Genomic DNA, 15474 nt, shown 5'->3' with positions numbered 1-15474 from the left:
CGGCTCGTCATCGACACGCACCGAGGGGAGCGCCGGGTTTGGAAACGGATCCGAACGAGTTCGAGGACGCGGGCGACAACGAGCTGATCGAAGCCGTTCGCGGAGGTTCCACCGCGGCGTACGGAGTGCTCTACGAACGCCACAGTGCCGCGGCCCACAGCATGGCTCGCCAGGTGGCCAACGACTCGTCGGAGGCGGACGACCTCGTTTCCGAGGCGTTCGCGAAAGTACTCACCGGACTGCGTTCCGGCCAGGGCCCGAACACGGCCTTCCGGGCTTACCTCCTCACGGCGGTCCGCCGCACGGCCTACGACCGCACCCGCAAGGAGCGCAGAGTGCGGTACTCGGCCGACGTGGGTGCCGAGGACGGCGCGGACGTCAGCGTGCCGTTCACCGACACGGCGGTTGCCGGTCTGGAACGCTCACTGGCCGCGCAGGCGTTCAACAGGCTGCCCGAACGCTGGCAGACGGTGTTGTGGCACCTGGAGATCGAGGGCGAGTCACCGTCCGAGGTGGCCCCGATCCTGGGGCTGACCTCCAACGGGGTCTCGGCGCTGGCCTACCGGGCGCGCGAAGGGTTACGCCAGGCGTACCTGCAGGTTCACCTCGGGCAGCTGGACTCCGACGAAGCGGGGTCGCAGCAGTGCCGGGCAACCGCCGATCGGCTGGGCCAGTGGACCAGGGGCGGGCTGTCCAAACGGGAGTCCGCCCAGGTGGACACGCACCTGGACTCCTGCACGAACTGTCGCGCGCTGGCCGCCGAACTGGGCGACGTCAACGGCGGTCTGCGGCTGGTGGTCGCGCCGTTCGTCCTCGGCACCAGCGCGGCCGGGTATCTGGCGGGCAACTCGGGCACGGCCGCGGCGGCCGGACTCGCCGCCGGGGGCGCGGGCAGTACTGGTGCCGCCGGCGCCTCGGGGGCGGCGAGCTCGCTGCCCCGGCAGATCGTCGGCACGACCGCCTCGGCCGCCGCGATGGTCGTCGCGGTGGCTCTCGGCCTGGCTTCGGGTGGGCAACCACCGACTCCCGCGGCCGCGGCGCCTCCCACCTCGGAACAGCCCACGCCGCGCCCCGAGCCGCCCGCACCGGAGCAACCGTCCCGCCAACCACGGCAACCCTCCGAGCCAAGCCCTCCGCCACGCCCCTCCCCGGAACCGAGCCAACCTTCCGAGCAGCCTCCCCCGTCGGCGCCGGAGCCGGGGGAGCCGAACCTCGTGGCATCCGGCCCGGGACAACCGGTGCGGCTGATCGCGGGTGGTGATCCCGCCGAGCTGCCCCTGACGATCGGCAACAACGGTTCAGGAATCTCCGAGCAGATCACGGTGCTTCTCGCGCTGCCGAGAGGAATCAGCGCCCGTGTCCCCGGCGCCTCGGACGCGGCCGAACGATCGGGGAACGAGGCCGCGAGCACCGAACCTGCGTGGGTGACGGCACGTTCGGCGAGCGCGCGCAACGCGGTGGTTCCGGCGAGCGTCGGGAACAGCGCGGGCGGGGCGCTCCCGGTCGAGCCCGCGGTCTCCGGTTCGAACGGAACGGATCCCGGCCTCGGTTGCGCTTCCGAGGAGCGCTCCATGACCTGCACCACCGAACGCGGGTTGCGGCCCGGCGAGGAGCTGCGACTGGACTTCCGGGTTCGTGCGGACAGCACCGCGCGCAGCGGCGAGGTCGCGGTGAACATCACGAGCGCGGGCGGGCTCTCGCTCTCGCTGGCCGAGGTGCGTGTCCGGGTGAAGCCACGGACCGAACCGGGCATAACGCTCACGACGGACGGCTGGAGCGGGGTGTTTCCCTGGAGCGGCTCACGGGTGCGCGCACACGCCCGCAACACCGGGGACACCACCGGAACGGCACGGGTGGTGTTCGAACTGCCGGAGGACACCCGCGCGGTGACGATCCCCTCGGAATGCGAGCGCGCGGGTTCGACGGTGCGCTGCTCGGAGCGCCTGCGCCCCGCCGAGACCGCCGAGTTCGTGCTGTGGCTGTGCGACTCCCGCTGGCTGTCCGCACGCCCGCTGTCCGAGGCGGGGCTGCTCGACGAGTCGCCGACCGAGTGGTTGCGTCCGACTCGGCTCACGGTCAGCGCCGAGCTGGCCGAGGCCCGCGACAGCGAGCGGGTCACCCTGGAACCGTGGTGGTCCCGACTGCCGGACTACTGGGATCTCCCCGAACACTGGGACTTGCCCGAACCCTTGGACCTGTCGGAGCACGGGGAGCTGTCGGACGACTCGACGAGCACCGAGCGACGGCCGAGCGGGTCGGAGGATCCCGGTTCGGGGGACGACGAGTCGCAGCCAACCGAGCAGGGGCGGGGATCCACGAACTCGGAGTCCGAACACCGCGAGCGTTCGGAACCGAGTGCGGAGTCGGAGCCGAAACAGGACGCCGAGCCCGAGGGACCGGCCGGAAACGGGGCGGAGCAGTCGGGCGGTTCCCCGCACGGGAAGCCACCCTCCCTCGACGTCCCGGGAACCGGCGCGAGCACCCCGGCACCACCGACCGCGGAGCACGAGGGCATCACCGGCCCGGAACCGCCCGAATCCACCGAGGAACCGGAGTCGCGAGCGCCGGAACCCTCCGAGGGCCCGGGGGAACGAGAGCCGGCGGACTCGGCCACCGAGGACCCACCCGGATTCGATCCGGAGAACTTCCTCGGCGGGCTGCTCTACGTCGGGACCGGGGACTGATCCGCGTGGCTCCAACCCCCGGTCGGGGCGGCGATTTCGCGCGAAATCGCCGCCCCGGAGGCGCCGCGGTTATGAGGTGTGACACTCGACCGAAGGGGAGTCGCAGGTACGGCGGGGGTGCGGTGGCACCGCTCCGTAGACTCGTCGGGTGTCGGTAGTCGACGAGGTGCTCACCCAACTCCCCCGTCCGGTACGGCAGCTGGCGCTGCGATATCGCGAGCTGTTGAAGTTCGCGATGGTGGGCGCGAGCACCTTCGTCATCGACACGGTGATCTTCTTCGCGCTCAAGTGGACCGTGCTGGCCCCGAAGCCGGTCACGGCCAAGGTCGTGGCCGTGCTGGTGGCCACGATCGTCTCCTACGTCCTCAATCGGGAGTGGGCGTTCCGTACTCGCGGCGGGAAGGAACGCCACCACGAGGCCAGCCTGTACTTCCTGTTCAGCGGCATCGCGGTCGGGCTCTACGCCGCGCCGCTGTGGGTATCCAGATACCTGCTGCACCTGCAGACTCCCTACACCACACCGCTGGTCGAGGAGATCGCCGACTTCACCTCGGGGCAGATACTCGGCGTGCTGCTGGGCATGGCGTTCCGCTGGTGGGCATTCCGCCGCTGGGTCTTTCCCACCCGGGCGACGGAGACCACCGAGCACCCCGCCGAACACTCCGCGAGGCTCTCCAACGTCGAACACTTCCCCCTTGAGCGAGCCACCGGTGAGCGAACCACCGTTGAGCGGAACGAGACCGAGCGAGCGGCTGCCGACCTCGCCGCCGGGGAACACGGCGACGGCGCGAACAGCGCCTCCCACGGATCGACCGCAGAGCACGACATCTCGCGTCCGGCCGCCGGATGAGACCGCCCCGGAACCGGGTGGACCCCACCGAGGGATCCACCCGGGGATCCACGCACGCGGGGGGCGGTTTCGCGCGTGGATCGCGGGAACCCGACCACGGTGCCGGACGAGGGCTCACGGCACCGTGGTGGGCGACTCAGCGAAGCCGAAAGGTCGCCCGCTCCCGGTCCGCACGGCTCCGGGGCCGTTCCACGACGAGCCTGCCCTCGCGGTGCGCGAGGTAGCTGTGCGGCTCGTGCGAGAGCCGGAAGGACACGCCGTCGCGGTCGGCGAGCCCCTCGTCGCGGATGAACCCGCTGGCCCGGCCGTACTCGTCGCTGTCGGCGTAGGGCTCCACCACGGGCGAGCCGTCACTCACCCGGACGTGGTGGTCGGGGAGATCGACGCACCGCAGCGCCACCCTGCCGGGGTCCAGGAAGCCGGGCACAATGCGGAACTGGCTCCGCTCGATCCGATCGGTGACGCGCTCGACGACCAACCGGCCGCCCTGGCCGTGCCGCACGAAGGACTCCGGGCTGTCCAGCGGCGAGAGCCGCACCACCGACTCGCCCCCGGCGATCGGTATCCCGAGTGCGGGCGTGCCGTCCGGGTACCAGTTCAACCGCTGCACCCTGGTGTGGCGGTTCGGGTCGTACAGCGGATCGCCCTCGATCCCCTGGTAGGACCGCGCGTGGTACACGAGCACGTCGGTCTCGCCGTCCTCGGCCACCGTGAAGGAGTTGTGCCCGGGGCCGTACCTGCTGTTGGCCTCGTTCGTCTCCATCAACGGCTGGGGCGACTTGGTCCAGGAAGCGGGATCGAGCAGATTCGCGCCGGCGTCGGCGGTCAGCAGCCCCACGCAGTAGTTGGCGTCGGTGGCGCTGGCCGAGAAGGTCATGAAGACCCGTCCGTTGCGGACCAGCACGTACGCGCCCTCGTTGACCTTGAAACCACGGGTTTCCCAGTCGGCGGTGGGTACCGCGATCCGGACCGGATCGCCCTTGATCGCCACCGGGGAGGCCATCTCGGCGATGTAGAGGTTGCTGTTGGTGTCGATGCCCGGTTCCGCCTGCGCCCACGCGTAGTACCGGGTCCCCGCGTGTTCGAAGGTGGTCGCGTCGAGCGCGAAGGTGTCCCAGGCCGTGGTGATCTGACCGCGCAGCTCCCACGCGTCCTCGCGGGGGTCCTCGGCGCGGGATTCGAGCACGTACATCCGGATGCGGAACACGTCGTCGGAGTCACCGGCGGCGAAGTAGATGTACCAGCGGCCGTCGATCCGGTGCAGCTCCGGCGCCCAGATGTGGCCGCCCATCCGCCCGGACTCGGGGCGGCGCCAGACGGTGCGCTCCCCGGTGTGGGCCAGCCCCTCGATGGTGGGGGCTCCGCGCACCACGATGCGGTCGTACTCCGGCACCGAGCCGGTCATGTAGTACATCCCGCGGTGCGGGTAGGTGATGAGCGGATCGGCGCGCTGCTCGATCAACGGGTCGCGGGTGGTCAGTACGCCGGAGCTCCGAGCGGGGTCGTGACCGTGTCCGTTACCGGGCCGCTGTGTCGCCGCGCTCGCCGAGGTGCCGAGCAGCGGCACCGCCGCCGCTCCCGCCGCGGCCGCTCCACCGCCGCGCAGCAGCGAACGGCGATTCAAATTGTTCTGCGTCATGTCGTACTCCTCATCGAAGTTTCCCGCGCGCTCTTTTCGCGGTGCTCGCTCGGCGGGCGCAGTGCTTTCGGCGCTCGGAGCGCCGAAACGACCACGTACGCGGCTCAACTGACCGCGGGTTCTCCCGTGCGGCTCTCGTGAGGAAGGCCCGACGTTGTGTAGTAACTACCCGATGTCGGGCCTCCCGGAGCGAGAGCCGTGCGAGAGGTTCCGCCACCCGAGCCCACGGACGAGCCGAGCGGAAACCTCGTAATCAGTTGCCTTGGGTCTTGATCCGCATGACGGTGATCGAGTTGGGCGGGAAGGTGTGGCTGAAGTTCTCGTCCACGCCCCGGACCACCGACTTCTCGGGTTTGATCGGTCGCGACTCGGCGGTGTTGACCGCCTGGGGGTCGCCCTGCAGCGTGGTCAGCCGCGCCGTGTTCGCCAGCCGCGAGGCACCGGTGATGTCCAGCTGGGTACGTGCCCGGTTGTTCTGGGCGTTGACGACCTTGACGATCAGCTCACCGGTCTCCTCGTCCCTGGTGACCACTTGGCGGAACGGTTCGGCGTTCTGCTCGTCGGTGAAGCTGCCCCACTTCTCGTCGTCGAGGAACAGCGTCACCTGCCGGCCCCGGACCTCGACCCGGATGTCGTACTCCCGGCCGGTCTCGATGGTGGTGTCCTTGGACAGCACGGTCTGCGAGCTGCCCGCGGTGGTTCGCTGCACCGCCGAGCGGGTGTTGTTCCAGCCGCCCAGGTTCCACCAGTAGTAGTCGCCGGTGCCCTTGACGCCGAAGGCGACGAGGAACCCTTCGCTGCCCGCGCGCTTGGTGGCGGTCAGGTTCAGGTCGTAGTCGCTCCAGCTCTCGTCACCCGCCGTGACCATGGTGTTCTGCACCGAGGCGTCCGACTGCACGTAGGCACCGTTCTCGATCGACCAGTCGCCGGTGCCGGTGAGCCCGCTCCACTTCGAGGCGTCGCCGGAGAAGTCGTCGGCCAGCAGGGTCTCGCCGTCGGCGGAGGTCACCCGCACGTCGTCGTAGGCGGCGCTGGTGTTCCAGGTGGACAGCCCCACCGCACCGCTGATCGGTTTCTCCTCGACCGGCGTCGAGGAGGCCTCGCTGGGCACCACCTGGTCACCGACGTTGTTGCCGAACAGCTTCTGGGCCTCGTAGCTCGCCGAGCCCCACGACCGGTGGTTGTCGAACCAGATCATGTCCGGAGTCCACTGCGGATCGTCCTCGTGGGCCAGCAGCGGGGCGTAGGAGCTCATCCGCACCACGTCGGCGTTGCGTTCCAGCCCGGTCATGAAGGACGCCTCGACCAGCGCGTTGTAGAACCTGTTGCCCTCCGAGGCGTACTCGGTCAACGAGACCTTCGGTCCCGAGCGGTCGTAGGAGTCGTAGCGCCGGTTGTTCGCCAGGAACCACCGCGGGTTGTTGTAGTAGTGCTCGTCAACCATCGCCGCGTTCTGCTCGCGGGCGAGCTCCCAAGCACGTTCGAAGGTGGCTCCGCTGTCGTCGGGGCCCGAGTTGGCGACCACGGTGATCCCGGGGTAGCGCTGCTCGATGGCGTCGCGGAACTTCTCGAAGTGCTCGTAGAAGTCCTCGGGGAGGTTCTCCTCGTTGCCCACGGCCAGGTGCGTGAGCCCGAAGGGTTCGGGGTGGCCCATGGCGGCTCGCTTGCCGCCCCACTCGGTGTCGACCGACCCGTTGGCGAACTGGATCAGGTCGAGGGTGTCCTGGATGTGGCGCCGCAACAGCTGCGGATCGTGGGTGGCCTCGTCCTCACCGCAGCCGGTCACCAGGGCGGGCACCACCGGCAGCGGCATCGCGCCGATGTTCTCGGCGAACCGGAAGTACTCGTAGAACCCGAGGCCGTAGGACTGGTTGTAGCCCCAGAAGTTGGCGTTGGTGGGGCGTTGTTCGACCGGCCCGACGGTGTCCTTCCACTGGTAGGAGCGGCGACGTTCCCAGTCGGGGGCCTGGTAGGACTCGTGGCTGCCGGTGTTGACCAGGCATCCGCCGGGGAACCGCACGAAGCCGGGGTTGAGCGCTTCGATCTTGCTGGCGAGGTCCTCGCGCAGCCCGTTGGGTTCGCCCTTGAACGTGTCGCGGGGGAAGAGCGAGACCATGTCCAGCCGCACGGTTCCCGAACCGTGTCCGAGCACGCGCAGCCCACCGGTGTTGGTGTTGTCGTTCGCGACGAAGGTCCCGCTGTACTCGGTCCACTGATCACCCCGGACCCGGAGCCGCATGGTGCGGCCGACCGGTGAGCCGGAACCGTCGGTGGCGGTCACGGTCAGCGGGGTTCCGCCGGGTCGGTCGCTGCGGGCCCAGATCGAGAAGTCGTACTTCTCGCCTCGTTCCAGCGACATTCCGGAGTGGTATCCGGCGTTGGTGACCCCGTAGGCGGCGCGACCTCGGGCGTTCGGTCGCAGGCGCAGGTAGCGGCGGTTGTTCTCGTTGAGCCGCTGGGCGTCGTCGACCACCTCGGCGGAGCCTTCGGCGCCGCCGACCGAGGTGGTGCTCCAGCCGGTCATCGGGGTGTAGGAGGGGTTGTCCACGGTGTCGTACTCGAAGGAACGGTTGCGCACCAGCTCCGCGTAGATGCCGCCGTCGGCGGCGTCGTTGATGTCCTCGAAGAAGACTCCGTGCATGGTGTCGGGGATCGACTTGGTCTCTCCCGCCGCATCCACCTGCAGCGAGTAGTCGATCGGTGAGCTTTCGGCGGTGTCCGCGAGAGCCGATGGCAGCAGCGCGCCGCCCAGCAGTACGGCTGTGGCCAGGCCGACCGCCGAGTGTAATCGGGACATGCGGGCTCCAAGTCCGGTTTCGGATGACCGAGATCCTCGTTGTCTGATATACCGAACCAAGTTCGGTATTCCGAAAAAGTAACCGCCCTCACACGGAAGGTCAACAGCATGTGACAGCGTGATTACACCCGGACCGCCGTCGAGTGGGGGTTCTCGGCGCGCGGCGAGGCCGGAGGCGGGACGATCTCCCTCCGGCCGAACGAGAGGAGAGCTCGTGGCGCGGGCTGCCGCTCACCGGCAGCGCCGGCACGGCAGCCCCGGCGTCGCACGACGAGTTCCCGGTGCTGCGAGGTCCTGGTGCTGCGAAGCCCCGCCACGACGCGGCCCCGGTCCCGGCCCGCGCCAGGCCCTTCGGCAACTCCGGCGGAACCCGCCCGGATGAGCCGGTCGCCGCCCGGCTGGCTGCCGCCGGAGCGGTCACTGTCCGAGCTGTCACCGCCCGAGCCGTCGGCGCCCGCGGGGGCCGACGTCAACGCGGGGTGGAGTCGGTCTTCCAGGGAACCCCGAGCACGTCGTCGGCCCGGGCCACCGGCAGGTAGATCTCGAAGGTGGCCGGGCGGCTCAGCTCCAGCCGACCGCTGTCGGCCTCGACGAGCGCGCGGGCCAGCGCCAGACCGACCCCGGTGGAACCGCCGCCGGAGAAACCTCGGGTGAACACGTGCGGCGCCAACTCCTCGGGAACCCCGCCGCCGCTGTCGGCCACCTGCACCAGCACGGTGCCGCTGCCGTACTTGGCGGACAGCGTGACGGTTCCCTCGCCGTGCCGCAGCGCGTTGTCCAGCAGCACCCCCAGCGCCTCGCGCAGCCGCGCCGGGGTGGCCCTGGCCAGCAGGCCCTTCTCGATCCGCTGCCGCAGGGTGCGCCCCTGGGAGCGGAACTGCTCGCGCCACTCCTCGGCCACCCCGGAGAGCTCGGCGGAGACGTCGAGCGGTTCGGCGTCGCGCGCCCGGGCTGCGGTGGCGGCGGCGAGCAGGTCGTCCAGCACCCCGGAGAGTCGTTCGGCCTGCTCCAGCGCGGCGCCCGCCTCCTCGGCGGTCTCCTCGTCCTCGGTCTCGGCCAGCGCCTCCAGCCGCAGCTGCAGCGCGGTTAGCCTGCTGCGCAACTGGTGGGAGACGTCGCCGACCAGCTCGCGTTCCCGCTGCATGAGCTGCGAGAGCGCTGCTCCGGAGGCGTCGAGCGCATCGGCGACCCGGTCGAGCTCGGGCACGCCGTGCCGCTTGAGGTCGGGCCGGAAGTCCCCCGCGCCGAGCCGGGTGGCCCGGTCGGCCACGTGGCGCAGCGGGTCGGCGAGCCTGCGCGCCGTGACGATGGCGACGAAACCCCCGGTGGCCGCCGACAGCACCGCCAACAGCGAGATCCCGCCCGCGACCTGGATCTGCTGGGTGCGCACCGGGGAGCTGGGCACCGCCAACCGCACGGTGCCGCTCTGCACCATGGACACCGTCTCGACCAGCGGGTCCTCGCCGGGGTCCGTGCCGTACGTGTAGGTGCGGTCGCTGATCCGGACGGTCAGCCTGGCGTCGTCGGGCACCACCAGCCGGACGTTGGACAGCTCGATCGGTTCACCTGCGGCGACCTGCTCGTCGAGGCGGGTGGCGATCTGCTGCGCCCTGCCGGACAGGTCCCCGCGCGTGATGTCCTCGACCAGCTTCAGCGCGCTGACCACGAGCGGGATACCGAGCACGAACGCGGTGACGGCGACGGCCAGCAGGGTCGCCTGCAGCAGTCGTTTACGCATTGGTTGGGCTTTTCCGATCGGGTTGTCGGGGTGATTCCGCGCCGGAACCAGCCGAGGCCACGGGGCTGGCGACGCGGGACGTCCGGTTCCCCGGTTGTTCGCGGGATCAGATTGTTCGCGGGCTCAGTCGGTGTTGAACCGGAAACCGACGCCGCGCACGGTGGCGATCCGCTGCTCGGCGGCCCGGTAGTGGCCGTCGCCGAGCTTGCGGCGCAGCCAGGAGATGTGCATGTCCAGCGTCTTGCTGCCCTTGCGGCTGGGTTCGGGCCAGACCTGCTCCAGGATCTCCTCGCGCGTGACCACTTCCCCCGCGTGCCACATGAGCACGCGTAACAGCTCGAACTCCTTGTTGGCCAGCTGCACCTCCTCGTCGTCGACCAGCACCCGCCGGGCGGTGAGTTCCAGCCGGACGCCACCGGCCTCCAGCGTCTCGGGCGAGTTGCGCCGCAGCAGCGCGCGGATGCGCGCCATCAGCTCGGCCAACCGGAACGGCTTGGCCACGTAGTCGTCGGCGCCCGCGTCCAGCCCCACGACGAAGTCCACCTCGTCGGTGCGCGCGGTGAGCATGAGCACCGGTGTTCCCCTGCCGCGGGCGCGGAGCCTGCGACACACCTCGAGCCCGTCCATCCCGGGAAGCCCGAGATCGAGTACCAGTAGGTCGACACCTCCCGCGCAGGTCTCCCGCAACGTCGCGTTGCCGTCCTCCAGCACCCGCACCGAGTAGCCTTCCCGCTGCAGCGCCCTGGACAGTGGCATCGCGATGGCTGGGTCATCCTCGGCCAGCAGCACTACGCTCACGGGTCCCAGCCTAGTTGCACTCGGAGCCCCCGAGCCGGTGTGTCGCCGCGCGTGCACCGAGCGCGGGGTGTTCCCCTCACGGGCGCGGCGATTTCGCGGGACTCGGCGCTCCGCTGGTCGGAGCAGCCGGTGGGCACCGCCGGGCGGTCGCGGCGGCAGTGGTCTATAGGCTGCGGGCGTGAGCGCAGTTACCGATCACGAGCTGGCGCAGCGGCTGGCCGACCGTGCCGACGAGATCACCACCGCCCGGTTCCAGGCGGCCGACCTGCGGACCACCAGCAAGCCCGACCGGACTCCGGTGACCGACGCGGACGTGGCCGTGGAGGACGCGGTGCGCGCGGAGCTGGCCGAGCACCGCCCGGACGACGTGGTGGTGGGCGAGGAGCGCGGCGGAAGTGCCACGGCCGGGCGCAGCTGGATCATCGACCCGATCGACGGGACCAAGAACTTCCTGCGCGGGGTGCCCGCGTGGGCGACGCTGCTGGCGCTGGTCGAGAACGGCTCGCCGGTGGTCGGTGTGATCAGCGCTCCGGCGTTGGGGCGGCGCTGGTGGGCAACAGCTGGTGAGGGTTCTTATCGGCGGGTCGGTGTCGAGGGTGAGGCGGAGCGGATCTCGGTGTCCGGGGTGGCCGAGCTGGGCGATGCCTACGTCTCCACCACGAATCTGGGCAGCTGGAGCGAGCTGGAGCGGCGCGCGGACTACCTGCGGCTGGTGGACAGCTGCTGGGAGAGCCGCGCGTTCGGGGACTTCTGGCACCACTGCCTGGTGGCCGAGGGAGTGATAGATCTGGCGGCCGAGCCGCTGGGCAACCCCTGGGACCTCGCGGCGGCACAGGTGATCGTCGAGGAGGCCGGGGGCGGCTTCACCGACCTGTCCGGCGAGCCGCGCTTCGACGGCGGCAACGCGCTGAGTTCCAACGGCGCACTGCACCGGGCCGCGCTGCGCGCGCTTGACGGCTGAGGGGCCGATTGGTTTCCGGGGGTGGCTTGCCGGGCGGGGTTACGGGCAGCTGATCGGCGGCGGTGCCGCGCTGGGTGCGCCGGGGATGCTGGATGCGCAGTGCGCGAGCGGCGCACTGGAGCAGCGAGGCATCGCCGGGTAGCGCTCGCTGTTCCATGGGAATGAGCACTACCCGCGCGCCGATCACTGCGTAAGTCCGCAGCACGTCCCCGCGTGCGTGGGGCCTACATCATGAGCCACCTCAACCCCCACAACGGCAAGGGTCTATCCCCGCGTGCGCGGGGCCTACGCAGGACCGGGAACCGGAAAGTCGGCCTTCGTCGGTCTATCCCCGCGTGCGCGGGGCCTACACTCACTGCGCTGGGATTCTAGCGGTGTGAAGGCGTTGTGAGAACCACGTGGTTACTCCTTTTCGGACACCACAGCTTCGGGCGAGCCACTCCGGAGGCTGGATTGGCGATGAGTTCGGTAGCGGTTCCCACCATTGTTGTCTGCTGTGTGGGGGTCCCCGCCCGGCCAGGTGGGAGCGGGGAGGGAGGCCCGGCCGGGCGGGGTTTGGTGGTGGCGGTGCGTACATTTCGTGGGAAATTGTCGCCCCGCCACCGATGGCCCGGGGTGTGTCTCGGCGGTTGTCGGGGGTTGGCCGAGTGCACGGTTCCGGGCCGGTCTTCACGGGGAGTGGACTGCGGGGGACGGAAGATCAGAATGGTGCTGAGGTGTCTAGAGGCGGTGCAACCCGTCGAGAACGCGGCGCATGAGTGCCAGCTCGGAGTGTTCCGATGCCGATGCGGATTCAGGGGAGGCTGCGGAAATGGCGGGAGCGGTATTCACGGTGGTCGGGCTGGCGAGATGATGCGGCGCTGCCGGTGCCGGTTCCAAAGACGGTGCCACGGGGGCCGGTGGGTCAAGGCGGAACAGGTGCGGATGCTCGTCCGGGTCGCACAGCGGCCAGCCGATCAGCTCGGTGGTGGGGCGTTCGTCGCGGAAATACGACTCCAGTCGGAGTGCGGCCAGGCGCCTGGCGGCCGGGCCGCTGCCACCGGCATGGCGGGGCCGGTAGCTGACCCGGTTGCCCCAGCCGCCCAGCACGATCGCGGTGGCGGCCAGCACCACGGCGGTGGAAAGCAGCATCGCCGGATGGGTGCTCACTCCGCATCACCCCGCCTGCGGAACTCGTCCGGCGGGTCGATCGACCCCGATTCCGGCGGGTTTCCGCCGCCGAAGGCCAGTCCGGCGGCGTAGTCACGCAGCTCATCCGACAATCGCTGCAGCACCCCGGCGAGTTCGGCGCACTGCCTCGGGGTGGCCTGCCGCGCCGGGATGTCGTAGGAAGCCTGTTCCAGCTTCCACTGCTCGTGGGCCAGCCACATGCCCAACCTGCCCGCATAACTGGTCACGACCGCTCACCCCCAGTCTGAATCGCCGCAGTCAGCACATCCCGCAGGTGGGAAGCTTGGTTCACTGTCCACACCGTCCGGTGGAACACCGTCGGCGTCTCGATCCGAATCACCTCCGGCGTCCACCGCGAGATCCACACCAGCAACGACGACGACCACCCCGACTCGTCACCACACCGCACCCGAACACCCGGATAACGCACCTCATAACTGGTTGGCACGGCGATACCTCCCAACAAGATTGATTCCGTGTTACCGCAATACTTTGCCGATGCGGTAACAGTTCATCAATTCCCCGTTCGGGTGATCGTTGAGGCAGCTCCGCCATCCGTACGATCGCAGCATGACTGGAAACGCACGAAAGACTCCGAAAGCTCGTGCTCTTGGCGCTGAGCTGCGAGAAGTGCGAGAGAATGCAGCACTGAGTCAGCGAAAGCTTTCCAGTCTGGCAACAGTCTCGAACGCATCACTGTCTCGCTACGAGACCGGCGAACGGGTTCCCTCATCTGAAGATGTCGCGAGCATTGTTACCGCTGCCGGAGGCGACGGCGCGTTGCGGGATCGCCTGATCGATATGGCCCGCGACGCGGCAGAACCCAACTGGCTCGCCGCCGGAGCGAAGAGCACCCACAAAGAGCTGACCACACTGATCGAGTTCGAACGCACCGCGACCCACATCCTCGAAGTCGCCCCCATGCTCGTACCCGGCCTGCTACAGACAGCGGACTACGCACGCACCGTCATGGCCGGTCTGCCCACCGAGGAACTCGACATGCGCGTCACCACCCGCGTAGGCCGACGCGACGTACTGCTTCGCCCCGGTGCACCTCGATTCGACACACTCATCGACGAGCACGTACTGCAACGTCTCATCGGCGGCCACTCGGTCATGGGACACCAGCTACGCCACATCATCGCGATGGCCGAACAACCGAACATCACCGTTCAGGTCGTGCCCAGCGACCTCAACGAATGGCACCTCACCCTCGAAGGCGCCTTCATCCTGTTCGAATTCCCCAAAGCAGCCCCCATCATCAACCTGGAACACTTCCGATCATCAGCGTTCCTCTACGACGAAGACGACATCCGAGACTACATACACGCAGCCGATACCCTCCGGCAGACAGCGATGAGCCCCACCGAATCCCTGGACACCATCGCCCGATACGCCGACAAAATGGAGGCACAGTAGTGACATTACTTCCCGAAGACTGGCGCAAATCGAGCTATTCCGGACAACAGTCCGCCTGCATCGAAGTCGGCCGCACCCACGACGGCGCCGCCGTGCGCGACACCAAGAACCGCTCGGCCGGATACTTCACCGCCACCGGCCAGCAGTGGGACACGTTCATCAACGCGGTCAAGACCGACCGCTTCGACTGAACCCCAGTGAACGAACACAGCGCCTCCGGAACAGCACTCCGGAGGCGCTTTACTGTCCACGCTGCTGCGTGCGCTGGGCCTATCTCACCGGCCGCACCGAACATGCGCTCCAGGGAGTACTCGTCGGTTCCTCACAGCCTGTCGAAACACGCCCAATCGACTCCCGCAGGACGTTTGCCGGTGGAGACGAACTCGACAAGAGCTTTGCGGATATCGCCCAGTGGCAGAGCAGCGGAACGTGGGAAGTAGCTAGGAGTACCGCCATCGGTGAGAAGATCCACCTGAGGCTCAACATCCGAGTTACGGGTGATGCGCAACTCATCCTTCCAGGGGAATGTATCAACTTGTTCGAGCGAGCAGCGGATCGCAATTACTCCACCCGGATCCTGTTTCTACGGATTTGGCTGAATCTTGTTCCCGCTTGGACGCCGTCAAACGAAAATGAATCATCGTGATAATCAACACAGCGTCTTGCTCCGCCCGAGCGGACACTGCGAGCATTGATCTCGCAATAAAATTCAGCGGGTTCCAATATCATCCAAATTGGAGTAAATCTCGTTTGGCAAGTTGTTTGCTTCCGCATCGACGGGGTAACACTCTTCTCGATTGTCGGAACCGGCGCGGCCACTGCTGCCACCACCAACCACTGAGACCCCAGAACGGCGCGAGCTGGGACGGCCGTCCCTTACGACACCCCAGCCTCGGAACGAGCAACGATCCACCGCTTGTCGCCGACAAAGGCATGCAGAGAAATATCTCGACCGCACCGACTGGACAGAGGCCAGCCTCAACGTGTACCTGGGCGGTTGCTTCGGCGATCTACGCGTTCGCCGCTCGGAACGTCTGGCAAATCTGTACAGTATTCTAAACACGGAAACGTTCCCCCGAAAGGCCGCTGATCGTCGTGTCCGCCGTGTCCACGCTGCTCCTCGTCAACCTTTTGTGTCTCGCCGCCATAATCGTATTGTATTTACGAGACAAAAACGGGCACAGCAAGGCGATCGTCGCGCTAGCTTGCGTATCGGCTCTAACCGCGTTAACGTCATCAGGGATCGTTCTGTTTTCTTAGGGCCTACAGGATGAATCGGATGCGTGAGAAATTTTTCCTCGGTGCCGCACTGCTGACAGGGATGCTTATCCTGGCAGCATCGATGCTGATCGGTGGTGTTCCGTCGAGTATGTTGTGCATCCTACTGTTGCCGTTAATACCGCTGGGAGCACTCACGA

Annotated in this window: 12 protein-coding genes; 5 read left to right on the top strand and 7 right to left on the bottom strand. The window is 68.3% G+C overall.

Annotated features, from left to right (window positions below; translation table 11 throughout):
- Window positions 1-38: 38 nt before the first annotated feature.
- Complete coding sequence (locus tag BLR41_RS16420) at window positions 39-2684, top strand: sigma-70 family RNA polymerase sigma factor (RefSeq protein ID WP_218120185.1); 2646 nt, start codon at window positions 39-41, stop codon at window positions 2682-2684.
- A 148-nt stretch (window positions 2685-2832) separates the two neighbouring features.
- A complete protein-coding gene (locus BLR41_RS16415; RefSeq protein ID WP_245694329.1) occupies window positions 2833-3534 on the top strand; it encodes a GtrA family protein in 702 nt (233 codons plus the stop codon).
- A gap of 136 nt (window positions 3535-3670) precedes the next feature.
- Here BLR41_RS16415 and BLR41_RS16410 read toward each other — a convergent pair whose 3' ends face one another.
- The 4 genes from BLR41_RS16410 to BLR41_RS16390 all read right to left on the bottom strand — a co-directional run bounded on the left by BLR41_RS16410 (window position 3671) and on the right by BLR41_RS16390 (window position 10506).
- Window positions 3671-5173 carry a family 43 glycosylhydrolase gene (locus tag BLR41_RS16410; protein ID WP_092629503.1) on the bottom strand — a complete coding sequence of 501 codons (1503 nt, stop codon included), beginning with the start codon at window positions 5171-5173 and terminating at the stop codon, window positions 3671-3673.
- A gap of 253 nt (window positions 5174-5426) precedes the next feature.
- The gene (locus BLR41_RS16405; protein WP_092629502.1) at window positions 5427-7970 is read right to left on the bottom strand and encodes an alpha-L-arabinofuranosidase C-terminal domain-containing protein; all 2544 of its coding nucleotides are present in this window, start codon (window positions 7968-7970) and stop codon (window positions 5427-5429) included.
- Window positions 7971-8439: 469 nt separating this feature from the next.
- Window positions 8440-9708, bottom strand: a complete 1269-nt coding sequence (locus BLR41_RS16395) for an ATP-binding protein (protein ID WP_092629499.1) — start codon at window positions 9706-9708, stop codon at window positions 8440-8442.
- 123 nt (window positions 9709-9831) lie between these two features.
- On the bottom strand, window positions 9832-10506 hold the full coding sequence (locus tag BLR41_RS16390; protein WP_092629498.1) for a response regulator transcription factor: 675 nt from the start codon (window positions 10504-10506) through the stop codon (window positions 9832-9834).
- Between the two features lie 178 nt (window positions 10507-10684).
- Here BLR41_RS16390 and hisN point away from each other — a divergent pair, with 178 nt between their 5' ends.
- Window positions 10685-11467, top strand: a complete 783-nt coding sequence (hisN, locus tag BLR41_RS16385) for a histidinol-phosphatase (RefSeq protein ID WP_092629496.1) — start codon at window positions 10685-10687, stop codon at window positions 11465-11467.
- A 720-nt stretch (window positions 11468-12187) separates the two neighbouring features.
- On the opposite strand, the gene BLR41_RS16380 is transcribed toward hisN, so the two are convergent.
- Together BLR41_RS16380 and BLR41_RS16375 are read right to left on the bottom strand one after the other, a co-directional pair.
- Window positions 12188-12616: a hypothetical protein gene (locus BLR41_RS16380; RefSeq protein ID WP_092629494.1), complete on the bottom strand. Its 429-nt coding sequence runs from the start codon at window positions 12614-12616 to the stop codon at window positions 12188-12190.
- Window positions 12613-12864: a hypothetical protein gene (locus tag BLR41_RS16375; protein WP_092629492.1), complete on the bottom strand. Its 252-nt coding sequence runs from the start codon at window positions 12862-12864 to the stop codon at window positions 12613-12615. The genes BLR41_RS16380 and BLR41_RS16375 overlap by 4 nt, the downstream gene beginning before the upstream one ends.
- Window positions 12865-13207: 343 nt before the next feature.
- Here BLR41_RS16375 and BLR41_RS16365 point away from each other — a divergent pair, with 343 nt between their 5' ends.
- Complete coding sequence (locus tag BLR41_RS16365; RefSeq protein ID WP_092629490.1) at window positions 13208-14056, top strand: helix-turn-helix domain-containing protein; 849 nt, start codon at window positions 13208-13210, stop codon at window positions 14054-14056.
- Window positions 14056-14247 (top strand): DUF397 domain-containing protein, encoded by a 192-nt coding sequence (locus tag BLR41_RS16360; protein ID WP_092629488.1) that lies wholly within the window; start codon window positions 14056-14058, stop codon window positions 14245-14247. The genes BLR41_RS16365 and BLR41_RS16360 overlap by 1 nt, the downstream gene beginning before the upstream one ends.
- 131 nt (window positions 14248-14378) lie before the next feature.
- Here the strand turns inward: BLR41_RS16360 and BLR41_RS24025 are convergent, their stop codons facing one another.
- On the bottom strand, window positions 14379-14564 hold the full coding sequence (locus BLR41_RS24025) for an Imm1 family immunity protein (protein WP_176798016.1): 186 nt from the start codon (window positions 14562-14564) through the stop codon (window positions 14379-14381).
- Between the last annotated feature and the right edge of the window lie 910 nt (window positions 14565-15474).

Source organism: Actinopolyspora mzabensis (assembly GCF_900101095.1).
Taxonomy (GTDB): domain Bacteria; phylum Actinomycetota; class Actinomycetes; order Mycobacteriales; family Pseudonocardiaceae; genus Actinopolyspora; species Actinopolyspora mzabensis.
This window is presented reverse-complemented; position numbering and strand designations above follow the sequence as displayed.